Here is a 22,975-nt window from a genome sequence, read left to right on the forward strand (position 1 = left end):
CCCCTGCGATAGTCCATTGCCGAAGGACCGGCGTTGGTCTTGAGTGCCCGGTCCCATGGTTGGCCTGCTTCTCCTCACCGTCGCCCTCACCACCGCCTCCGGACAGCTCCCGGTCCCCTCTTCGCCGGAGGACCTCCTGGGGGAGACGGTGGAGCTTCAAGGCGACGTGCGCGTGGTGACGGAGCCGGACAAGATCCTCGTCGCCCGGAAGAACGCGGTGTTGCGCACGGGGGCGTCGGTCATCCGCGCCGATGAGATCACCTACAATCACACCACCCGGGTGGCGGAGGCCCGGGGGAACGTGCTGCTGGTGATGCGCGGCCTGGCCGGTTTCGCCGAGCACCTCACCCTGAACCTCCAGGACCGCACCCTGACCGCCGAGGGCACCAACGGTGGGGGCGCCTCCTTCGTACAGAAGGAGGGCGTGACGCCGGAGCTGCTCGGCGCGCAGGAGACCTCCGAGCAGCTCGCGAAGGTGGGCAAGAACGCCTTCTCCTTCACCACCAAGGGCTTCCGCTTCCTGGAGGATGGCGCGTACGCGTTGGAGGAGTCGTCCTTCACGCCCTGTGATTGCAACGTGCTCACACCGACCTGGCGCATCACCACGCGAGGCGCGGAGGTGAAGCCCGGGGAGAGCGCCTCCTTCACCCTGCCCATGGTGCAGGTGTACGGCGTGCCCGTCCTCGTGGCGCCGTGGCTCTACATCCCCCTGTCGAAGCGCGCGAGCGGCCTGCTCATGCCCGAGGTGACGGGCTCGGGCCTGAGTGGCCTCCAGGTGGATCAGCCGCTCTTCCTCACGCTCGGAGAGAGCTACGATCTCACGCTCAGCCCGGGGTACGCGTTCGGCACCGAGCCGAAGGATCCAACCCAGGGCTCGCTCGGAGTGAAGGGCCCGCGCCTCGCCACCGAGTTCCGGTACGCGCCCACCGCCAGCATCAATCCCCCGGGAAGGGTGTGGCTGCAGCTCCTCTATGACCTCAAGCCCGAGCGGGATCCGCTCAACCCGTTCGTGCTCGCGCCCGGCGCGCCGATGCGAGGGCTGCGCGGCTGGGGCTTCCTGGAGCACCAGCAGAAGCTCGGGAACAACGTCTTCGCGCGGGCGGACGTGAAGCTCTACTCGGACGGCTTCCTCTTCGCGGATACCACGCCCAACTCCGGCTTCGGGCGCTCGTACTACTACATCCCCTCCACGGCCACGCTGTACCACCGGGGCCAGGACGACTACGCGGGGCTCGCCCTCGCCTACCGCCAGGACATCCGCTGGGGCTATCCACTGTTCAGCCAGGTCCAGCGCCCCACCGTCTTCCAAGAGCTGCCCACGCTGCGCTACTCCATCCCCACGGTGCCCCTGTTCGGCCCGCTCAACGGCAGCGTGGAGGTGGAGCTCTCGCGGCTCTCACCGCTCGGAGGGCTGCTGGGCGACGAGGGCACGGACGGCGTCTACTGGCCGCTGCTGCCGGATGCGGATGGCACGCAGGGCAACGGCGTCTTCGAGCCGGGCGAGCGCCAGGCACGCACCCGGCTGGACGTGATGCCGCGCCTGAATGCCACCTTCGACTTGGGCGGCGTGCTGCGGCTCACGCCCTACCTGGCGTTTCGCGAGAGCCTCTACCTGTACGAGGCGACTCGGGAGGCAAACCACCGCGCATACGGGATGGTGGGCGCGTACCTGGACACGGAGCTGTCGCGGGTGTTCGGCGAGGGAGACAAGGCGATCCGCCACAGCATCACGCCCTCGGTGGAGCTGCGCGCGGTGCCGCGCGTCTTCGGCCAGAACGCCCCCCAGGTCTATGACGAGGTGGACGCCGCCGTGACCCCGGATGGGTTCTTCCAGGGGCAGGTGGCGCTGAGACAGAAGGTGCTCGGACGCGTGGGAGCCACCGGCACGCGGGAGCTGGCGCGGTTGGACGTGGCGCAGGGAGTGGACTTCCTCGAGCGGCGGTTGGGGGAGACCTCCGGACGCGTCCTGGCGGTTCTGGGACCGGTGACGGCGGAGGCCCGGGGGCGGCTCGACCTCTTCACCCCCAACGTGGACGAGCGGTTGACCCAGCTCGCGGCGAGGATCGGCTGGGACATCATCGCGAACAGGCTGAACGTGAGCGTCGGGTACGATCGGGCCCTCGCGAGTTCGGAGCAGGTGCGACGGCCCATCGACATGCTCCTGCCCCCGCCCCTTGCCCCCCAGGCCCTGAATCCGGATACGCCTGTGTCCTGCTCGAGCACGGCCGCCTTCGCCAACAAGCCGATCGACAACCTGAGTTTGAACGCCGGGGCCAACTTCCCGTTCGGTTTGAACGTGGGGTACGGAGTCGTGGTGCAGCGGAAGGATCCGGCGCGATGTGATGTGCCCGAGCTGTTCACCCAGGCGCTGACCGTCTCCTTCAGCCCCTCCTGCGAATGCTGGCGGATCAGTGCGCGGGCATCGGTGGGCCCCGGGACGAACTTCGACTGGGGCCTGAGTGTGACGGTGCTGAACCTGGGCACCTTCGGGCGCTGAGCCCGGAAACGAGCGCCAGGAAATTCATCGACGGAGTGAGGCTAGAGAGCGCCTCCCGGGCGGTGAACGGGTTGCAGGGTTTGCGCATCGAAACAGTCCACCGGGGTTCCTGCGAACGCGGCGATGAGCCGCCGACGCATATCCAGGTCCGAGGCGAAGACCGTCATCCAGATTGACCAGAACCCGAGCGCCGTCGCCTGATCGACGATGAGTTGCCTCGTGGTCTCGCTGTCGTCCTTGGCCAGACAGGCCCGCGCGTTCTTGGCACGTCCCCAGGCATCGAGGCGATGCATCCAGCGCCGGTCGCTCGCCTGCAACTGTGTCATTGGAGTCTTGTCGAGCCCGGTGAGCGCGATCGTGCGTTGCGCGCTCTTCCGCTGTTCATCCGTCAAACCCGGCGCCGGTCTCACGACCCCATCCTCGGCATAGGAGAACGCACGGGCCGTGTTGTCGCGATCGGGCCAGTAGTAGCTGCCCGGTTTGATGGACTTGTCGCCCTTCGTGCTGTTGCAGTTCACGCAAGCGAGCAGGAAGTTGTCCCAGTCCAGCTCGTGCTTCGGATGGCGATGTTTCGGGAGGATGTGCTCGACAGCGAGGCTCGCATTGAGCTGGCTCTCGCAGAACGAGCAGTACTCACCCAGCCGGGCGATCAGCTCACTTCGCCTCATAGTACGCACGCGCCGCTGCCATCATTTCCTTGTGCCGGCGGCTGCGCTGGGGAACTTCGACACCCATCACCGCTTCGGCGATGTCCTCGATGCTGCGGCTGGGGAGTGTCTCCCTCGCCGGGTCATCGAGGTTGATGAGCTCGTTCCTCCGCAAGGACTGGATGATGAACGGCGAGTGCGAGGTGGCCACGAACTGGATGGCCGGAAAGACGCTGCGCAGGTCGTCCACCACTTCACGCTGCCAGAGCGGATGCAGGTGCAGATCCAGCTCGTCGATGAGAACGATGCCCGGAGTATTCGAGGGGGCCAGCTCCCGCAAATGCGGGTTCAAGGTGGCGGTCCGGTACGCGATGTCGCCCACCATGGCCAGCATGTTGCGGACGCCATCACTCAGCATCTCGAAAGGCAGCTGCCTGTCCTGGTTGCGTGCGACCAGGGTACCGAGCCGTACGTCGTAGAGCACCTCATCCCAACCGCGCAGGCACTGGCGAATGGAGTGCTTCACCGCGTCGAGCGTTCCGAGCTTCTGGCCCTTTTGAAGCTGGATCAGCTCCATCGTCTTGAACCAGGAGACGAAGCCCTTGTGGTCGGAGGAGGGATCGAGGCAGCCCGCGTAGCCTCGAAGCCTGGAGCCGGGCCGCAGGACGCGCGCACCGTCCGAAGCCTTGGAATGCCGCGTACGCCGCTGGAGCCACAACCGCCCCGTGCCGTAGTACGAGACGAGCGGGAGGGTGATCTCCGCACCTGCGCGCACCTGCTCGCTCCAGCGCTCCGCGAGCCGGGCCAGGTCACCGGCACCGCCGTGCGTCGTGTGCTTCTTCGGGCCTTCGAGGGTCCGCGTCCATTCCATGGGCGTGTCCCCGACGGTTCCGGAGCAGGTAATTCTCGATGGATAGATGGCCTCGAGGGAGGGCACATCCCCCAACCCATGCGTGACACGGCGAACGTCATCGCGGTGGATACCCGGAGGCGATGCGCCATCCAGGCCGAGAAAGATCGCCCCGGCCCCGATGGAGAGCGCATCGAGGATGGCCGTCTTCCCGGCGCCGTTATCACCGATGAGGAGGTTGAATGCTGGCGAGAGATCGAACGTACGGGACGCGAAGCCGCGAAAATTCTCGAGTTCGATGCTCTGGATCCTCATCCGCACTCCTGCCAGGAACCGCCAAGCGGGTGGTTTGTACCCCTACAGGTGCTTCCAGCGCACGCGAATTTCCCCTCGGTTGAAAAGAAGGGCTGCCCTCCGGGCTTACGCGACGGACTAGGACGCGCGCTTCTTCCGGGGGCGGCCACTCCCACCCTGATCGCGCGGCCCGAGCACCCTGTCGGCGGGAAGGCCCGCGTCGAGCGCCTCGCGCAACCCGGGAGACAAGCCGTCCATCAGCAGCACCACCGAGGCGTTCGTCCAGGCGAAGCCCAGCGTCCGCTCGGACCTGGGGGCCAGGAGCACGCCGCGATCCGCTCCCTGGTTGCCGTACTCGACGGCCACCTCGGCCGACCGCCCCACCACGTCGTACTTCTCCTTCACGAGGCCGTTATGGCTCCCGGCGATGTCCAGCACCATGGACAGCCAGCGGTAGGCCACCGCATCCGCCTCGGCGTGGAAGCCGTAACGGCGCAGGCCCTCCACCGCGATGATCTGGTGCGGCGCCCAGCCGAAGGGCCAGTCCCACTGCAGGTTCTCTCCGCCTGCCGCCTCGCGCGAAGCGCGGCTGCTGGAGGTCAAACCCCCGTCATGGAGGAAGCGCGGGAGCGCGGCGGCTACGATGGCGGCCTCCTCGCGCGAGGCCCAGCCCGTCCACAGCGGATAGAAGGTGGCCAGGCACTCGTAGCGGGAGCGGCGTCCGGCCACGTAGTCATGGTCGAAGAACAGCCCCTGCTCCGCGTCCCAGAAGCGCGTGCGCATGGTGCGCGCCCGGGCCCTCGCCGCCTTCGCGTACCGGGCCGCCTTCAGCGAGTCCTCGCCCTCCACCTGACGGAGGATCCCCGCGAGCTCCATCTCGTACTGGAACAGCAGCGAGTTGAGGCACACCGGCTCGTGGTGGTGCGTGGCCGTGCCGAAGCGATGGCACATGTCCCAGCCACTCTCGCGGATGGCCCGGTCGTGGCGGTGGAAGCCAGCGTCGTCCGGCCGCGAGTCGGCGTAGAACTGGGACAGGTCCTCGGCGTCGGGGCCCTCGGCATCATCCTTATAGCGGGAGAGCCCGCTCGGAGTGGCGCGAGCACCCGTGCGGAAGACCGTCTCGAGCTCCTGCTCGGCCATCCGGGCCACGCGCTTCAGCAGGCGCCGGTCCTCGCGCACCGCATGAAGCTCCAGGGCCAACCGAGGCATGAGCGGCGGCTGGGTACGCGACAGGTGGTAGCTGAGATTCGAGTTGGGGATCTTCCCGTAGTGCTCGATCTCGTAGAGCTGGTTCTCGAGCAGATCTCTCGCGAGCCCGTAGTGGCCGGAGGCCAGAGCACCGCGGGCATTGAAGTAGCTGTCCCAGCCGAACATCTGCACGAAGCGTCCGCCAGGAACGATGTACGGGCGCGGCAGGTAGAGCATCCCGGGCTGGCGCATGAGCGCCTCCCAGTCCCCGCGACCGCGAGGCTTCTGGAGCGGCACCATCTCCAGACCACCGGAGCGCCGAGCCTCGGCGCGCAGCTTCTTCAGGGCCTTGCGATCACGCGCGGGCACATACACGCGCTGCTTGCCCTCCGGGTCCTTCACCGGCATCACCTGCAGCGCCTTCTTCAGGTCCTCGGCGCGATCCGAGCGGCGAACGAGTCCCTTCCAGCCGTCGTCGATCAACCGGCGCAGCGTCTGGGTGCGCGGCTCCAGCATCCGCTCCACGGGGAGTCCGAGGGCCTCGCCCCGCCCTTCGAGCAGCTCCTCGGCGAGCACATCCGCGGCGTGCGAGAGCCGCTCCGCTCCAGCCAGCTCCAGACGCACGCCTGGGCCGATCTCGAGCTCCACCGCGAAGCGCAGCCCACCGTCCCGGGCGCGGCTGGCATCTCGCTCCGTGAGGCGACCGTCACCATCGAGGTCCAACGCCATCAGCACCTCGAAGGCGAGGCGCGCGCTGGACGTGGTGGCAGACAGAACCGGCGAGGCGAGTGGCTCCGCCGAGCGCTCGCGAGCGAGCCGCTGCGAGCGCGAGTTCTGGAGAGAAATGGTGGAGCGGGAAAGGCGCAGCGACGACGTCCGGGTGGGCACTCTTTCAACCTTCTGCGAGGAAGCAACGTGCAAGTTACACGAGTCCGCCTCGACGCCACATTCACCTCAGAAAGCCCGCCCGCTTCGCTGCTGGTCCGACGCTCCAACTGATTTGACGTCAAACGTCCCATCGCACACACAGTCACAGAAAGTGCTCCAGGGAAGGGTTTGGAGCACCTCACGCGCTGACTACCCTGCGACCCGCTCCACCCGACCCCCACACCCTTGGAGACCCATCGTGGACACACTTCTGCCGTTCCTCCGACCACTCACCACCTCCGCGCTGCTCCTGGCCTTCGTGGCGCTGGCTCCACCCGCCCGCGCCGACGCCACCCCGCTGGAGGACAACCAGCGCATCACCGAGGGCTACATCGAGATCGCCTACGAGCTGGGCGGACTGCTCGATCCAACGCTCCAGCCCGGCGGAAGTAGCAACGTGCGGCCCAACTGGTTCGTCTTCGCGCCACATGCCTCCCGCACAGGGGGTGAAGGCATGCTCGCCGCGGCCCTCGCGCGGCGGATCATCGACACGGCCCGGGGTCAGCCGTCCCTCTCGGTGCTCCAAGCGCTCGACCGCGTGGGCCTCATCGGCACCGTGCGGCTCACCGTGGAGAACCTCTCCCTGGATCTCGTCCTCCGGGGCCTGCCCATTGACGCGGCTGCGTCACTGGCCTCGCTCACCACGGCCATGAATGGTCAGGCCCTGGCTGATCCGCGCACCTTCGCCACCACCGCGTCGCGCTTCGCCTCGCTCTACTGGAGCGCACCGGGCTCCCTGCCGCTCGACAAGGTGGAGTCCGTGGTCCTCACGCTGGAGCGCACGCTGCACGAGGGCAACCTGGCCATCTTCACGGACATCGGCGGCTCGGCGCGCCTCTATCTGGACTGGCGCAGCGGCCTCACCGGTAGCGTGACGCCCGCGCGCGTACTCTCGGAGTTCTCGCTCCAGGACGCCGTGCCGCAGGAGTCTCAGCTCGCCTACTCGTACGGAGTAGCCCATGCGAACGACACGCCTCGGCCCTATCAGCTCTCCAGCATCTTCCCGGGCATGCACTGGAAGAGCCTGCTCGTGGCGGCCTTCGCGCTCTACGAGGAGGCCCGCCTGGCGCCGACTCCGGCCGCGCGCGACACCCTCATCGCCATGGGCAACAACTACGTGGCCTGGCGCGAGCAGCATGACATGGCGCAGCCCGTCTTCAGCCCGGCCGTGCCCCACCCGGACGAGGTGTCCCGCGCCGCGCTACTGCAGGCCCTCACGCCCATGCTCAGCACGGACTTCGGCACCCTCAAGTGGAACTACTCCGACTACGCGTACAGCCAGCCGGACCGGGACGGCAACATCCTCACCTCGCCGCCCACCGAGTACAGCTGGGCCGTCTTCTGGGATCGCTGGACGGGCATCCTCTACGCCTTCGAGCAGGCCTACGGCGCTCCCTCGGCGCTCTGGGTGATGCCGGAGCCGATCGTGGATCCCACCGCGGAGCCATCCAGCACCTGAGCCTTCCGTCTCAGCCCGCCCGGAGTCCATCCAAGCAGGCGGGTCCACGGGTGGGAGCGGCACCAAGGCCAGCAACGGACACGCCTTCCCAGGCGGGGTGTCTCGGAGACCCGCACCGGTGGCAAACTGGAGCACGCCCACATCTCTGCTACCGTTCACTTCATGCTGGCGTCTCCGCCCCCCCGCTTCCGGCTGCTGCTCCCTGGTCTCGTCTGCGCCATGCTGCTGCATGGTGCCTACGGTGCCAGCCGGATGGGGCCCACCGCACTCACCGCCTTCGTGCTGCTGGTGCTCGCGATCGCGGCGGTGCGTTGGCGGTTCGGGTCCTCGATGGCCCTCACGGCCGGCGGCGAACGGAGGAACGGTGCCATCCCGGAGCGCGCGCTGGCGAGGCTCGCGCACGAGGAGGCGCAGCCCCATTCGTATTCGATGCAGCGCGGGGCCTCCGTGGCCCTTCCCGCTCGGCGTACCTTCTGGTCGCGGGTGAAGATCTGGTTCAGCAGCACGTGCCTGCTGGTGTGCGGACTGTGGTGGATGCTGCTCGCCGCCATGCTCTTCACGCCGGATCCGGCGCCCGCGCTGGACAGCCTGTTCACCAACTCCAGCCTGATGCTCATCACCGTCTCCGTGCTGCTGACGGTGCTCTTCCTCGTCATCCTCCGCTCGGGTCTGCGTGGGCCGTCGGATCCCCTCGCGCCGCGGGACTGGAGTCACAAGGACGGCCTGCGCCACCAGCCCTACGTGCCGCACTCCCCGGACTGCTCCACGTCTCCGGGAAGCAGGAAGCGCCACCTGCGGCTGGTGCGCAACACGCCCTGAGCCCCGCCTCGACAGCCCCTGGTGCGGCCTCTACGCTGCCGCACCAGGGCAGGCTCGAGCCCTGGCTCACCGCCGCTGGCTCGCTCGCCGCCGGTACCGGGCAAGCGAACCAAGCATGAGCAAGCCCGTCAGCGAGACCCACGGGATGGCGGACGTGGAACTCGAGCTGCATCCCCCGAGCTCCTGAGGGTCGCCCGCTTCCTCCGGAATCAGCGGCACCTGGCTGTTGCCTGGGAAGTCCCCCTCCGTGCCGATGCCCGGCTCTTGTGGCGTTCCCACGGCAACGTCGTCACCAGGGCTGGCCTCGCCATCGGTGTTGGAAGGGGGGTCCTGCGGCGTGCCCGGGTCCTGCGGTGAGCCGTTGTCCGGGACCTCCTCACCGCCGGAGGCGCCGGGCAGCAGCGCCTCCTCCAGGGTCGTCGCCTGAACGAGGCCGTCGTGGTAGAGCACCGCCGTGGGCTGGATGGCCTCGTCCCGGTACAGCCCCATCTTCAGATAGTTGACGTCCGACGAGCTGAACATGGTGCGGGTGTAGCGCTTGGGCAGGACGAGCTCGCCGTCGTACCAGAGCTCGACGAACCCGGTGCTCGCGTCGGCCGACCACTTGATGTGCAGGATGAAGTCGTGCCAGTCACCGGCGGTGACCGGGGCCTTCGTCCACACCGTCTTGCCATTGACGATGAGGAACAGGGTATCCGGCATCGGCTTTCCACAGTCAGCGGCGCTGCAGCCGAGCACGAAGCGGACGGGCGGCGCGCCGCCGGCGCCCGGGTGGTGCCACTGCATGAACACCTGCCAGTTGGGCGTCATCGGATAGTCGGACGGCCAGAGCGTGCTCCAGCCGTAGTAGAACTCGGTGCCCTCCGAGGCGCCGTCGAACCTCACGAACTCGTTGCGGTTGCCGCTCGCGTTGATGGGGTCATCTCCCTGCCGCACCTCGGCCCGGAGCGAGTAGCGACCTTCGCGCACGGGCGACTCGACGACCTGTAGACGATCCGCGGCCATGCTCTGCGCCTTGCTGTACTGAGACCAGTCACCGGTCTCGAAGTCTCCGCGCCACAGCGTACTGGCCGCGGCGGGGGTGGCGGCCGCGAGACCCATGAGGATCGCGGTGGTCTTGAGCAACCAATTCGAACGTGACATCAAATTCCTCCGGATGGGGGGGGTTTATTGGAACTGCGATCGAACCAGGAGACGGGGTCCGCGCATTCCGCCCCCCCATTCCCTCTCACTCACGGAAAGGCCGAGCAGGCGAACGGTTCAATCCTGGCGAGAGATGTCGCAGGCCACCGGGCGAGCAGGCCTCGAAGCGATGGATGGAATAGGTGGGCCAGGTGACCGTTACGCGCCCCAACACGATCCCCCAACGCCAAAGACATGAGCGCTCATTGGCGCAACGGGGAGTCGCGTCTCACGCTGTCTGTCCTTTCCTGGAGCCCCATGAAAAAACCTCTCCTCGTGGTTGGAATGATGATGGCCCTCGGCGGTGCCGGTTGCGGTAATGAAATTCCCTCGGACACCGAGGGCACGCCGGAGGCCCTGGAGCCCGCCACCTCCACGCTCACGACACAGAACTGCACCCAGCTCACGCCCGCCTCGGTCATCGCCAAGGGCCATGACGGCAACGTGCCGCAGAACACACTGGACGACCGGCTCGACACCCGCTGGAGCAACCTGGGCCAGGCCTCGTGGCTCGACTACGACCTGGGCACCAGCAAGGCCGTGGCCGGAGCGGCGATTGCCTGGCACCTGGGCAACACGCGCACCAACAACTTCACCATCTCCGTTTCGCCGGACGGCCAGACCTATACACAGGTCTACAGCGGCCGCAGCAGCGGAACCACCACGGCGGCGGAGACGTACACCTTCCCGAGCGTCACCACGCGCCGCGTGCGCATCACCGTCAACGGCAACAATCTCAACGACTGGGCCAGCATCGCCGAGGCACGCCCGTGCGCCGGCACGCAGCCGACCCCACCCCCCTCGCCATCCCCAGCGGTGTGGCGCGGAGACTTCGAGACGGGGAATCTCTCGCAGTACAGCAAGACGCAGAGCATGGCCCCAGACCGCCTGCAGGTCGTCCAGTCGCCCGTGCGAGAGGGCCGCTACGCGCTCCGCGCCGAGGTGCGGCGGGGAGATGACCCCATCAACGCGAGCGGCAACCGCAACGAGCTCGTGAAGTTCGACGGCGCCTCGGAGGGCACCGAGTTCTACTACGGCTGGAGCACGCTCTGGCCGTCCGACTACCCGATGACGCCCAACTGGCAGGTGTTCATGCAGTGGCACCACCCGGGCGCCAGTGGCGCACCGCCCGTTCGCTTCGTGCTCGGCTGCAGCGCCGCTGACTGTGGGAAGCCGATGCCGGACACCCTCTTCTTCATCGTCAATGGCAAGACGGTGTGGACGAAGACCCCGGTCACCCGCGGTGGGTGGCACGACTTCGTCCTGCACATCAAGTGGTCGGCCAACGCGAGCGCCGGGTTCGTCGAGCTCTGGTACGACGGCGAGCTCGTCCTGCCCAAGCGCTACACCCGCACCATGTTCAGCGCGTCGGACGTCAACTATCTGAAGATGGGGCTGTACCGGGACGAGGCCATCCAGCCCACGGCGGTGCTCTTCCACGACGGCCTCGTCCAGGCCAAGACCCTCGAGGGCGCCGTGCAACCAGCCCTCCCCGGTGGCAGTGGACTCGTGGCCGCCGAAGCCCCGTAGGCCAAAGCCCCGGAGAAGGACGTAGCACCGCGGGACTCCCCCCTCACGGACGAGGGGGGGGGTCCCCTTCCGGCCCGCCCCCCCAAGCCCTCGTTGGAGGCCCTGCCCTGAAGTACGTCCCCATCATCGGGTGGCTCTCTTTCGCGAGTGACGCACGGGTGCCTCTCCGGGAAATGCCGGAGTTCGAGCAGGCAATACCTTGCCCGATGTGGGTTCTCGTCCCCCTGTTTCCGGGGGAGGCCGGCCCGGCGCGGTGGTTGCAATGCGTCCGGGTGGGGGGAAGTGATGAAAGAGGCCAACACGAATCTACGCGTGGTCGGAAGCAATGAGGTTGATCCGAAGCAGCAACAGAATCAGCCCGACCTGGAGCGGTCACGAAACCACCTCGAGCTGGATCGGCTGGTGTTCCACGCACGCAGTATTGTCGAGCGGCGCTGGACGTACTGGATGAAGAAGGGCGTGAAAGCGCTTTCGTTCTACCTGGACCTGCACCCGGCCGCTTGGAAGGTCGCCTCAGGCGAGGCGGCCATCCTCTTCTACCACAAGGTCGAGAGGCGGGCCCTCGACGTCTGGGGCGAGCCGGTACTCGATGTCCATGAGTTCGAGCAGCACGTCGCCTTCCTGACGCGCAAGTACCGGCCCGTCTCCATGTCCGAGCTCATCGCGGGACTCAGGGGCCAGACACGGCTGCCCGACAGGGCAGTGGCGTTGACCTTCGACGATGGCTACCGCAACAACCTGCACCTCGTCGCGCCGATTCTCGCCCGCTATGGCGTCCCGGCGATGCTCTTCGTCACCACCGGGTTGATCGGTACCGACCAGTGGATGTGGGCCTACGAGTTGGAGGAGATCTTCTCCCGATTCTCGCTCGAGGAGATCCGCCGGGCGTGTGGAGACCCGGTCATCGCACGGCTCTGCGCACTCGACCTGGCACCGCGAGCCTTGATGCTGGCCTGCGTCGAGTATCTCAAGGGGAGGCCGCACTCGGTGATGATCGACATCGTGGAGCGGCTTCGTGCGTCGTTCCGCATCCCGGTGAACGACGAGAACCGCTTCCTGTCCTGGGACGAGGTGAGGGAGCTCAGAAGCCAGGGCTTCGAGATTGGTGCCCACACGGTGACCCATCCCATCCTCACCCAGATCCCGCTGGCGGAGGTGGAGCGGGAGCTTCGTGCCTGTCGGGACACCCTGGAGGAGGAGCTGGGCGTCCCTCCGACGGTCTTCTCCTATCCCAATGGCACCACGAGCCCCGAGGTGTCGGCACTCGTGGGCCGCTACTTCGAGGCGGCGGTCACCACCCGGTCTGGATTCTGCTCGCGAGTGAATGGGCTCCTCGAGCTCCCGCGCATCGGGGCGCCCGTCCATGTCTCGGATCTGGCCTTCGAGCTGGCATGGAACTACTTCCGGTTGCAGGGAGCGGGGCTCACAGGTCCAAGAGCCCCGCCCGCAGGGCCAGCACCACGGCCTCCACGTGCGAGTTGACGCCCATCTTCCGGTAGATGTGTGAGAGGTGCGTGCGCACCGTGCGCCGCTCCAGCGTCATCACCCGCCCCACCTCGGCGTTGGACAGACCCTTGGCCACGTAACGCAGCACGTCGAACTCGGCCGGCGTCAGGCCCCAGGGGTTCTGCTTCTCCGCCTCGGGCGGCTTCGCCTGAATCGACTGGAAGTAGTTCCAGAAGCGCCGGGCGATGAGGGGCTCGAGCACCGTGCCCCCCTCCATCACCTCGCGAATGCCCGAGCGGATCTTCTCCGGCCCCACCCTCTTCACCAGGTAGCCCGAGGCCCCCGCCTGGATGGCCTCGTACACCTTCTGCTCGTCCTCGAAGGACGTGAGGATGAGCACCTCCACCTCGGGGGCGCGACGCTTCACCCGCCGCGTCACCTCGATGCCGTTGAGCCCTGGCAGCTCCAAATCCAACAGCACGAGCTGCGGGAGCACCCGCACCACGTCCTCCACCGCCTGCTCCCCGTCCTGAGAGCTTCCCACCAGTTCCAGCTCGGGGAAGCTCCCCAACACCTTGAGGAGGTTGCGCAGCAGGTTCGGCTGATCCTCGACAACGAAGACGCGGGTCCGGTCCATGGCCTCAGCGGTGGGGGGCTTCCTTGAAGAGCTGATTCAGCTTCTTGTGCTCGCCGCGCTCCAGACGCACGTCGAAGACCTCGCGCTGGCGCGGCACACCAATCGTCTCGATGATGAGCTCCCGAGAGCCCGGCTTCACCGGATAGCGCGTCAGGGGCAGGTTGCGCTTCACCCGCACGCCGTCGATATAGACGCGCGCCGGGAGGTTGGCTTCGATCGACAGGTACGCGACGCCGGTCTTGGGAGAGTCCTCGGCTCCACCCGAGGGAGTGACAATCTCGGGATCCGGCGGCGCAGTGGACCTGGGCCTGGAGGGCGCGGGCTCGGAAGACTCGGGCGGCTGCTGGAGGTACTGCTCCACGGCGCCGCTGACCGCGGACACCTTGGGGTCCGTGTCGAGCTGGGGACGCTGCGTAAACCTCCACACCGCGAAGGCAAAGCACACCACCCCCACCAGCGCGATGACTCCGGCCACGGCCAGCATGCGGCGCCGTTGCCGCTGATCCTCCAGGAGGTTGCGCTCCTCGGTGAACAGGCGGCGCTGGGCCACCGCCGCCTTGACCTCGGGGGACGTGGGCGGCGGCATGGGGATGTACGAGCGATCCGGCTCGGCGGGAGCCAACGGCTGCTCGGACGCATGGCCCCGCACCAAGGACGGCGGCACGCGCGCCCGCGTCACCGTGCCCTCGGAGACAGGTACGCGCGCCCGCGCCACCGTGCCCTCGGAGACGGGCAGGCGCATGCGGACCCCCGTCGGCTCAATCTTCGCGGTGTCGATCAGATCATCCGGATCCACCGGCGCCTTGGCGGGCTCCGGCTCGGGCTTGGGCTCGGGGCGGGAGTAGTCCTCCACCACGCGCAGGCGGGGATTCTTTCCAATGCGCGTGACTTCCCTGGGAGCAGACCCACCCGGCAGCACGGGTGCACGGCGCGGCTTGGGCGGGGCCGCCCCCGGAGGCGCCACCCACGTCTGCTCGTCGTCTCCCGGTGGGTTGGAACGCGAGGACTCGGAGCCCTCCTTCGGCCCGACCCGGGTGACCTGAGTCCCCTCCTTCGGCCGGGTGACCTGAGTGCCGCCCTGCTTCCCGAAGTGGGTGACCTCGGCCCCTTCCTTGGCGTCCTCCTTCAGTCCGACGTAGGTGGACTCGAGGACCTCCTTCGCGGCCTCGGCCCCGAGGACGTGGGTGGACTCCAGCAGACTCCTGTCCAGCATGGGCCCTGGAGCCAAGGTGGGCTCGGGCTGGTACTCCTCGAAGGCGGGCGGGGCCTCCATGGTGTCCGCCTCGCTGAGGGCCGGGCTGAACGAGGGCCGCACCACCACGGACTTCTCCAGCGCGTCCGCGCTCACCTGCGCTAGCGACACGCCGGAGATAGGCGTGAGCGCAAAGCGCTCGGAGAACGGCACCTGGCCGGGGGTCGCGGCGACCATCTCGTTGGGGAAGAGCTCGGACACGAAGCGGCGCGCGTCCTCGGCCCCCGGCAAGCCACCATTGGTGGACAGGAAGTTGCGCAGCGAGGCGGCGAACTCGGCGCACGAGCGGAAGCGCCGCCCGGGCGTGGCCTCCAGCGCGCGCAGGATGATCGGATCCAACCGCGCGTGGAGACGCCGATCCAGACGGCTGGGCGGAGGCAGGCCCGCGCGGCGGGTGCTGACGCCCCCATCGGGGATGACGGCCTCGCGCAGGGTGATCAGCTCGTAGGCGATGGCGCCGATGGAGTAGATGTCCGAGAGAGCGTCCGGGGGATCACCGCGGCCCACCTCGGGGGCGCGGTAGGCGCTGCGGCCCCGGCCCGCGAAGGCGCGCTTGAGCTCCGGCACCGCCAGGAGCGCCTGGAGCGACCCGAAGTCGCACACCGCGGGAAAGCCGATGCGCGAGAGCAGCACGTTGCCCGGGGTGATGGAGCCGTGGACGACTCCCGCCGCGTGGGCGCGCTCCACGGACTCGAGGAGCTGGATGACGAGCCAGAGCGCGGTGGCCGGCGGGAGGAGGACCTCCTTGGTGTTGAGCCGGTGCAGCGCGGTGCCCAGGGTGTGGCCCTCCACGGCCTCGCGCACCACGGCGAGCCGCTGCTTCACGAAGCCCATGTCGAGGACGGGGACGATGCCCTCGGGGATCAATGGATTGAGGACGCTGTAGGCCCCGGCCACCACGGTGGCGTAGCGGGAATCCGACGTCTTCGGCAGGAAGAGCTTGATGACGACCTTGGAGCCACTCGGCTCCTGGACGGCCTCGTACAGCTCGGCGAGATCTCCGGCCTCGATGCGGCCGGTCAACCGGTAGGCGGTGCTCATCCCTTCCTCTTCCGGGACCGGACGGCGTCGAACTGGAATCCGCACCAGACGCACGCCGCGCCCTTACGCCCGGGGGGCAGCTCCAGTGTACAGCCAGGGCAGCGCGGGCGGGGCCGGCTTGCTGTCCGGGGAGCAGCCGGCTCCTGACGCACCGGGCCCGGAGCGCGCACGCGTCGCGTCACGGCGGCGCCGCGCACCCTCACCTCGAGCTGGCGGACCCGGTCCTCCAGCGCCTCGATGCGGGCAGCCAGCCGCGCGTGGAGCTCGGCGTCGGACGGGGGGGAACGTCGGGCGGGAGTCCTCATTGCGGACCCGCGAGCGTGCCACGCCCGCTTGCAACCCCGCAAGGAGGACAACCCGTGAGAATGGTGCCGCCCGAGGGCCGCGTGTTATGTCTTTCTGTCTCGTGTCACCGAAACTTTCACCGACCGGACCTATCCCCGGGAGCCCGACGACCTCGGATCCCCTCCATGGCAGCTTCCGCTCCTCGCTCAATCGGGCCTACGCGGAGGAGGCCGAGCGCCGCGCCCAGCGCCTCTTCGACGATGTCGAGCTCGCCCGCCTGCTCAGCGTGCCGCGAGCCCCGGTCCGCCAGGTGCCTCGGGCGCGGGACATCTTCGTCAACCGCAACCTGCGCATGGCCGGGGTCGAGCTCATCGGCTTCGACATGGACTACACGCTGGCCATCTACCATATGCGCCGGCTGGAGCAGCTGGCGTACGACATGACGCTCGCGAAGCTGGTCTCCGAGCGCGGTTACCCCGCTGTCGTCGGCCAGCTCCAGTACGACCACCACTTCGTGATGCGCGGGCTGGCGGTCGACAAGGCGAACGGCAACCTGCTGAAGATGGACCGCTTCGGGTACGTGGGGCGGGCCTGGCACGGGCTGCGGCCGCTCGAGCGCGAGATGTGGAAGAAGCTGTACCGCAACCAGCGGGTGAAGCTGAAGGATCCGCGGTTCGCGTGGATCGACACCCTCTTCGCCCTGCCCGAGGCCTGGCTCTTCACCGGCATCATCGAGCTGCTGGAGTCCCTGGGCCAGCGGGTGGACTACGGCAAGCTGTACGACGACATCCGGGACGCCATTGACACGGTGCATCGAGACAACTCGCTCAAGCGCGAGGTGCGCAAGGACCTGGGGCGCTACGTCTTCCAGGACCCCGAGCTGGGCCCGGCGCTGCACAAGCTGCGCTCGGGAGGAAAGCGGCTGTTCCTGCTGACGAACTCGGCGTGGGACTACACGGACGCGGTGATGCGCTACCTGCTGGATGGGCAGGTGGCGGAGTACCCGAGCTGGCGCAACTACTTCGACTACATCGTGACGCTGGCGGCCAAGCCGGCGTTCTTCTCCGAGCAGCGGCCCTTCCTGGAGCTGGAGACGGCGGGGCCCGGCGAGGAGGCGCGCGTGGTGGGCGAGGCCACCCACCTGGAGCGCGGCACGGTGTACCAGGGTGGCAACCTGGTGCAGTTCGAGCAGCAGACGGGCCACGCGGGCGAGTGCGTGCTGTACGTGGGCGATCACATCTACGGGGACATCCTCAAGTCGAAGAAGTCCTCGCTGTGGCGCACGTGCATGGTGGTGCAGGAGATTGAAGACGAGATCACCTACACGGACGGGCAGCGGGAGCGGATCGAGCGGCTGTCCGAGGTGGAGCTGGCGCGGGAGCGGCTGGACGACAAGGTGGCGCACCACAAGGGCCAGCTCAACACGCTGGACCGGAAGCTGGAGCGAGGGGACGTGGAGGCGGAGGAGACCCAGCGGATGGAGGAGGAGCGGCGGAAGCTGAAGGTGGAGCTGGACAAGCTGCGCTGGGCGCTGCGCGAGGCGACGGACATCGCGGACACGCTGGAGTGCGAGGTGGAAGAAGGCTTCAACCCGTACTGGGGCCTGCTCTTCAAGGAGGGGCACGAGAACAGCCGGTTCGGCGAGCAGGTGGAGCGCTACGCGTGCCTGTACACGAGCCGGGTGTCGAACTTCCTGCACGAATCGCCGATGCAGTACTACCGCTCGCCGAGAGATCTGATGCCCCACGAGATGGCGGGCTCGTGGACGGCGAAGCTGTCACTGGTGGGCAGCGAGGGACCGCCTAAGGGAGATCCCTGAGCCGATTCCCCCACCTGGGGCGACGGACCTGCAGGCCGCAACGGCCGACGTGAAGCGTACCGAGGGGACCGCTCAGGACTACCCGACATGTCGTTGCGTGGGGACCACCGTCTGGGCCAGTCTCTGTTTCCCCAAACTTGAGAAACAGCCCCCTCTCCATGCACGCACACCCCTCCAGATGGCTCGTCGCGGGCGTATGCCTCATTGCCTCAGCGGCAATGGCGGAGCCCGCCGAGCCCGTCGCCCAAGGCATCTCACTCGGCTTTTCCAGCTTCCAGCAGATCGGGCTGTGGCGAGACTCCGAGCCGGCCATGACGCTGGACGCCGCGTATCAGCGGGCGCTCGGCACCCAGGGACCCGGACGCCACATCTTCGTGGGGGGCGGGCTGCGCTATGCCCTGCCCTCGGGCAAGACGACCTTCCCTCTCGAGGTCTACGGCCGAGCCGAGATTCGGACGCGGGTGGGCTTCTGGGAGCCCGCCGGGGGTCTGGAGCTGGGCCTCAGCCGGGTCGCGCTGCCCTGGCAGGCCGTCCGCGTCCCCATGGGTGAAGAGCTGTACGAGCAGAATGATGCCCTGCTGACCGGTCCGCTCTACTTCGCCGTCCACGCCGCCCCCCTGCGCTTCCACATCGGCCGCTTCATCATCGGAGGTCCTGAGGTGCAGTGGGGACCCGCGGGCCCTCCGTTCCGTACGGCCCAGCGACTCCACATTGGCCTGGCCCGCCTGGAGGTGCAGCTATGAGCGCCTCCCTTCGCTCTTCCCTCTTCCTGCTCGCCGCGGGCCTCGGCCTGGCGGGCGGCACCGGGTGCGCTCCGACGCCGCTTCTGGAAGGGACCGATGTCACGCGCCTGAAGACGCTGACCGAGGAGATCCAGCCCGAACGCGTCTGGAGCGATCTGCTCACACTGACGGAGCGGCATGCCTCGGATCAGTCCATCGACTGCGTCCCGCTGGTCCCCGCGGAGACCCGCGAGAAGTGGCCCGAGCTGTGCCACCTGTCCAACTCCAGGTCCGGTGAATGGGTGCGCTCGCAGTTCGTGTCGTTCGACGGGCTGCGCGTCACCGATGACGTGTCGTTCGGCGAGAACGGCATGCGCACCAGCAACATCGTCGCGGAGCTTCCGGGCACCACGAAGCCCGATGAGGTCATCCTCGTAGGCGCCCACTTCGATGCCTTCTGGCAGGGCGCCGATGACAACAGCAGCGGTGTCGTCGCCATGCTGGAGCTGGCCCGCGTGCTCTCCCGCTACAAGTTCGAGCGCACCATCCGCTTCGTCGGCTTCGACATGGAGGAGTACGGCATCTCCGGCAGCCACCGGTACGTGAAGGAAGGCAAGAGCGGCCAGGTCGTCACCGCGCTCGTGTTCGACAGCATCGGCTACTACTCCGACGAGGAGGGCTCCCAGGGGTCCATCCCCGGCCTGCCCTCGCCCTCCAAGGGGGACTTCCTGGCCATCATCGGCAACGACGACTCCAGCCGTGAAGCCGCGCAGGTCTACGCGATCAACAACTCGCTGGAGCTGATGAACACGGTGCCGCTCATCTCGTCGGGCAATGGCACCCCTACCCTGGGCTTCCCCCTGACGCTCAGCGATCACCTGCCCTTCTGGTTCAACCACCAGAAGGCCATCTTCCTCACCGACACCGCGCCGTTCCGCAACCCGCACTACCACCAGGAGACCGACACGCCGGACACGCTGGATCCGATCCGCCTGGGCCAGGCCACCCGCGTGGCCGCCGCGGCCATCGCCTTCTTTGCAGGGGGACCAACTCCATGAAGACCTCTCATCACTCGTGGCTCCAGGCGGGCGCGCTCGCGCTGGGACTCGCACTCGTGGGTCCTTCCCATGTCGCGAAGGCCGAGGAGTCCCCTGCCCCAAGTCACCGATTCACCGTCTACACCACCGCGGGCGCACAGGCGTACCTGTCCTCGGCCCGGACGATGGGCGGCGTCGGCGGCGGGCTCGGCCTCCGGGACACGATCAACGGGCGCTTCATCCTCCAGGCGGACCTCAGCTACCTGTCGATGCTCGGCAACACGGGCTCGCTGCGCATCGGTGCGGGCGTGCAGCGCAGCGGAATGTGGGCCCCGGCGGCCCTGCTCACCGTGACGACGCTGTTCGGCGAGCACCTCAGCTTCCTCACGCCCGAGCACCCGGAGCGCCTCACCAGTCCCGCCGTGTCCCTGGGCGTCACGCTCGCGCCGGTGCGCTTCGAGCTGGAGTCGGTGCAGGTCTCCGTCCTTCAGCTTGGTATTGGCGCGGGCACGGATCTGCCCGGCCTGGGTCTGAACTTCTCGCTCGGCCTGCTGGAGGCCGGTGTCACCTTCTAGGGAGCCTCTATGTCGCGTCACGCGCTGGCCGACGCTGTTTCCTTCTACGACGGGCTACTGCGGGGCGAGGTCCTCCAGCGCACGCACGAGACGCTCCTGCGGCAGTGCGAGGAGCGGAGGGCGCTCTACAAAGGACGCCCGCTGTACCGGGCGCTGCGCCCCCGCTTCATCACCCCGGAGCAGCATGCGGACTTCCAGCAGGCCTCCGCGGCGGTGTCCCGGGCGCTCGACACGGTGTACCTGCGAGCCCGCGAGGACGAGTCCTTCCGCCGCGAGCTGGGCGTCCAGGAGTGGGAGGAGTTCCTCATGCCCGTGGACGCGGGCACCCGGATGTCCAGGGTCAGCGGGCGCCTGGACGGCTTCGTCGGGCCGGACGGTGTCCTCCGCTTCATCGAGTACAACACCGACCCGGGTGGCCTCATCTACATGCAGGACCTCGGGGAGGCGTTCGCCGCCACGCCCGCGCTGGAGGCCTTCTCGCGCCGGTATGAGTTCTCCGTCCCGCCCATCGCGACGCCCCTCATCGAAACGCTGAAGGCCCAGCATGCGATCAGGAACCGGAGCGGAGTCCCGCAGCTCGCCTTCTTCGGCCCTCCCACCCCGGAGGACAGCGAGGAGGAGGAGCTGTACCGCGACTTCATCCAGGCCCACGGCCTCCCCATCCGGATTGTCACCTCCGAGGACGCGTGGACGCACCGGGATGGTCAGCTCTACGTGGAGGACTTCCGGGTGGACGTCGTCACCTTCATCGGGGGCGCCGGGTTCGCCGGGCTCATCGTGGGGTGCAACAGCGAGCACCCGGTCATGCAGGCGCTCACCGAGGGCTCGGCGTACTTCATGAACGGCCTGTTCCGGAACTGCGTCATGCGCAGCAAGGCGCTCTTCGCCGCGCTCAGCGATCCGGCACAGTCGGAGATGTTCGCCCCGGACGTCCGCCCGGCGCTGGCTCGCCACATCCCGTGGACCCGCATCGTTCGGGAGGGAAAGACCCGATACGACGGCCGGGAGGTGGACCTGCTCTCCTTCATCGCCGAGCACCGCGAGCGGCTCGTCCTCAAGCCGGCGAACGAGTTCGGCGGCACCGGGGTGACGCTGGGCTGGCAGACCGACGCCGGCACGTGGAGCACCGCTCTGAAGACCGCCCTGGAGGCGCCCTGGATCGTCCAGGAGCGGGTCCCCACACCCATGGAGAGCTACCCCATCTATGACGGAGGGCAGATCCGCTACGAGGAGCTGTACGCGGATCTCAACCCATTCGTGTGGAACGGCGACCGGCAGGCGGGCCTCCTGACCCGTCTCTCGCGAGACGCCATCGTCAACGTGGCCCAGGGCGGTTGCATGACGCCGGTGGTGGTGGTCCGTCCATGAAGCTGCCTGTCACCACCCGGCCCTTCCACGCCTTCCTGGTGACCTGGGTCGGACTGGTCGTCACCTGGTTCGGCTCGGGGCTGACGACCTTCGCGCTCGGCACGTTCATGTACCAGCGCAGCGGGTCCGTCACCCAGTACGGGCTCTTCCAGTTCTTCTACTTCCTGCCGATGATGCTGCTGTCCCCGGTGGCGGGTGCCCTCATCGACCGTTGGGATCGCCGCCGGGTCTTGATCCTGGCGGAGCTCGGCGCGGGCGTCAGCGCGGCCCTCATCTGGCTCCTGCTGCACACGAGCGACAAGGGCCTCTGGCAGCTCGAGCTCTGGCACCTGTATGTGCTGATTGCACTCGGCTCCTGCTTCGGCACGTTCCAACTGCCGGCCTGCTACGCCGCCACCTCGCTGCTCGTCCCCAAGGAGCAGCTGGGCCGCGCCAATGGAATGATCGAGCTGGCCTTCGGCGCCGGGCAGATCCTCGCCCCGCTGACTGTCGGCCAGGTGCTGGCGAGCATCGGGCTGCAGGGCATCGTGCTGATGGACGTCGTCTCCTTCGCCCTCTCCATCACGCTCCTGCTGTTCATCCGCTATCCCCCGACGCCCCCGCTGACCGAGGAGGCCCAGGCGGATCAGAAGTCGCTCTGGCGGGAGACGGTCAGCGGCTGGCACTACATCCGCGCCCGGCCCGGACTGCTCCAGCTCATGGTGTTCATCGGCGTGCTCAACCTGGTCACCGGCATGGTCATCGTGCTCATCACTCCGCTGGTGCTGAGCTTCACGGACGTGCCCACCCTGAGCCGGGTCATGTCCTTCGCCGGCGTGGGCATGGTGGTGGGCGCCGTCGTGATGACCGCGTGGGGGGGGCCCAAGCGCCGCGTCCACGGCGTGCTCGGCTTCTACCTGCTGTCCGCGTTCGCGCTGTTCGCGGCGGCCCTGCCTCCCACGGCGCTGATCGTCGCGGGGGGAGCCTTCGTCTTCATCATGTGCTCCCCGCTCATCCTCAGCTGTATGCAGGCCATCTGGCAGAGCAAGGTGCCTCCCGCACTCCAGGGGCGCGTCTTCTCCGTACGGCGAATGCTCGGCCTGGCCGCGACGCCTATCGCCGCGCTGATCTCAGGTCCCCTGTGCGACCACCTCTTCGAGCCCCTGCTGGCCCCGGGTGGCGCGCTGGAGCACTCCGTCGGGCGCGTGCTCGGTGTCGGCAAGGGGCGCGGCATCGCGTTCGTGTTCGTCGTGCTGGGCGTCACCATCATCGTCCACACGCTCGTGTCCTATCTCTCCCCGCGCATCCGCAACGTGGAGGACGAGCTGCCGGACGCCCTCGCTGACCACAGCGCGCCCCCGGACTCCGTCCCCACCCCCGGCACCGCCGCAGTGGGTTGATTTTTCTCACATTCCAAGAGA

Annotated in this window: 17 protein-coding genes; 11 read left to right on the top strand and 6 right to left on the bottom strand. The window is 68.1% G+C overall.

Annotated features, from left to right (window positions below; translation table 11 throughout):
* The first annotated feature begins 55 nt into the window (after window positions 1-55).
* Window positions 56-2,497, top strand: coding sequence for an LPS-assembly protein LptD (locus tag OV287_RS28245; RefSeq protein ID WP_267537156.1), 2,442 nt, complete (start codon window positions 56-58; stop codon window positions 2,495-2,497).
* 41 nt (window positions 2,498-2,538) lie between these two features.
* Here the strand turns inward: OV287_RS28245 and OV287_RS28250 are convergent, their stop codons facing one another.
* The 3 genes from OV287_RS28250 to OV287_RS28260 form a co-directional block, all read right to left on the bottom strand.
* Window positions 2,539-3,165, bottom strand: coding sequence for an HNH endonuclease (locus tag OV287_RS28250; protein WP_267537157.1), 627 nt, complete (start codon window positions 3,163-3,165; stop codon window positions 2,539-2,541).
* On the bottom strand, window positions 3,152-4,309 hold the full coding sequence (locus OV287_RS28255; protein WP_267537158.1) for an AAA family ATPase: 1,158 nt from the start codon (window positions 4,307-4,309) through the stop codon (window positions 3,152-3,154). Before OV287_RS28255 ends, OV287_RS28250 begins: the two co-directional genes overlap by 14 nt.
* Window positions 4,310-4,426: 117 nt before the next feature.
* The gene (locus OV287_RS28260; RefSeq protein ID WP_267537159.1) at window positions 4,427-6,364 is read right to left on the bottom strand and encodes a trehalase family glycosidase; all 1,938 of its coding nucleotides are present in this window, start codon (window positions 6,362-6,364) and stop codon (window positions 4,427-4,429) included.
* A 238-nt stretch (window positions 6,365-6,602) separates the two neighbouring features.
* On the opposite strand from OV287_RS28260, the gene OV287_RS28265 reads away from it, so the two are divergent.
* Together OV287_RS28265 and OV287_RS28270 are read left to right on the top strand one after the other, a co-directional pair.
* Window positions 6,603-7,862, top strand: coding sequence for a hypothetical protein (locus OV287_RS28265; protein WP_267537160.1), 1,260 nt, complete (start codon window positions 6,603-6,605; stop codon window positions 7,860-7,862).
* 162 nt (window positions 7,863-8,024) lie between these two features.
* The gene (locus OV287_RS28270; RefSeq protein WP_267537161.1) at window positions 8,025-8,681 is read left to right on the top strand and encodes a hypothetical protein; all 657 of its coding nucleotides are present in this window, start codon (window positions 8,025-8,027) and stop codon (window positions 8,679-8,681) included.
* Window positions 8,682-8,747: 66 nt separating this feature from the next.
* On the opposite strand, the gene OV287_RS28275 is transcribed toward OV287_RS28270, so the two are convergent.
* A complete protein-coding gene (locus OV287_RS28275; RefSeq protein ID WP_267537162.1) occupies window positions 8,748-9,824 on the bottom strand; it encodes a polysaccharide lyase family 20 protein in 1,077 nt (358 codons plus the stop codon).
* Window positions 9,825-10,121: 297 nt separating this feature from the next.
* Between OV287_RS28275 and OV287_RS28280 the strand changes: the two genes are divergently transcribed.
* Both OV287_RS28280 and OV287_RS28285 read left to right on the top strand, forming a co-directional pair.
* The gene (locus tag OV287_RS28280) at window positions 10,122-11,393 is read left to right on the top strand and encodes a heparin lyase I family protein (RefSeq protein ID WP_267537163.1); all 1,272 of its coding nucleotides are present in this window, start codon (window positions 10,122-10,124) and stop codon (window positions 11,391-11,393) included.
* 285 nt (window positions 11,394-11,678) lie between these two features.
* Complete coding sequence (locus OV287_RS28285; RefSeq protein WP_267537164.1) at window positions 11,679-12,875, top strand: polysaccharide deacetylase family protein; 1,197 nt, start codon at window positions 11,679-11,681, stop codon at window positions 12,873-12,875.
* On the opposite strand, the gene OV287_RS28290 is transcribed toward OV287_RS28285, so the two are convergent.
* The gene (locus tag OV287_RS28290) at window positions 12,817-13,476 is read right to left on the bottom strand and encodes a response regulator (RefSeq protein ID WP_267537165.1); all 660 of its coding nucleotides are present in this window, start codon (window positions 13,474-13,476) and stop codon (window positions 12,817-12,819) included. The two genes, OV287_RS28285 and OV287_RS28290, sit on opposite strands and share 59 nt — an antisense overlap.
* 4 nt (window positions 13,477-13,480) lie before the next feature.
* A complete protein-coding gene (locus tag OV287_RS28295) occupies window positions 13,481-15,769 on the bottom strand; it encodes a serine/threonine protein kinase (protein ID WP_267537166.1) in 2,289 nt (762 codons plus the stop codon).
* Window positions 15,770-16,160: 391 nt separating this feature from the next.
* On the opposite strand from OV287_RS28295, the gene OV287_RS28300 reads away from it, so the two are divergent.
* The 6 genes from OV287_RS28300 (at window position 16,161) to OV287_RS28325 (ending at window position 22,954) form a co-directional block, all read left to right on the top strand.
* Window positions 16,161-17,873 (top strand): HAD-IG family 5'-nucleotidase, encoded by a 1,713-nt coding sequence (locus tag OV287_RS28300; protein ID WP_267537167.1) that lies wholly within the window; start codon window positions 16,161-16,163, stop codon window positions 17,871-17,873.
* A 158-nt stretch (window positions 17,874-18,031) separates the two neighbouring features.
* Window positions 18,032-18,616, top strand: a complete 585-nt coding sequence (locus OV287_RS28305) for a hypothetical protein (protein ID WP_267537168.1) — start codon at window positions 18,032-18,034, stop codon at window positions 18,614-18,616.
* Window positions 18,613-19,653 carry a M28 family peptidase gene (locus OV287_RS28310; protein ID WP_267537169.1) on the top strand — a complete coding sequence of 347 codons (1,041 nt, stop codon included), beginning with the start codon at window positions 18,613-18,615 and terminating at the stop codon, window positions 19,651-19,653. Before OV287_RS28305 ends, OV287_RS28310 begins: the two co-directional genes overlap by 4 nt.
* The gene (locus OV287_RS28315; RefSeq protein ID WP_267537170.1) at window positions 19,650-20,207 is read left to right on the top strand and encodes a hypothetical protein; all 558 of its coding nucleotides are present in this window, start codon (window positions 19,650-19,652) and stop codon (window positions 20,205-20,207) included. Before OV287_RS28310 ends, OV287_RS28315 begins: the two co-directional genes overlap by 4 nt.
* A 9-nt stretch (window positions 20,208-20,216) precedes the next feature.
* On the top strand, window positions 20,217-21,575 hold the full coding sequence (locus tag OV287_RS28320) for a hypothetical protein (RefSeq protein ID WP_267537171.1): 1,359 nt from the start codon (window positions 20,217-20,219) through the stop codon (window positions 21,573-21,575).
* Window positions 21,572-22,954 (top strand): MFS transporter, encoded by a 1,383-nt coding sequence (locus tag OV287_RS28325; RefSeq protein WP_267537172.1) that lies wholly within the window; start codon window positions 21,572-21,574, stop codon window positions 22,952-22,954. Before OV287_RS28320 ends, OV287_RS28325 begins: the two co-directional genes overlap by 4 nt.
* The last annotated feature ends 21 nt before the right edge of the window (window positions 22,955-22,975 follow it).

Source organism: Archangium lansingense, from assembly GCF_026626635.1.
GTDB classification, from domain to species: domain Bacteria; phylum Myxococcota; class Myxococcia; order Myxococcales; family Myxococcaceae; genus Archangium; species Archangium lansingense.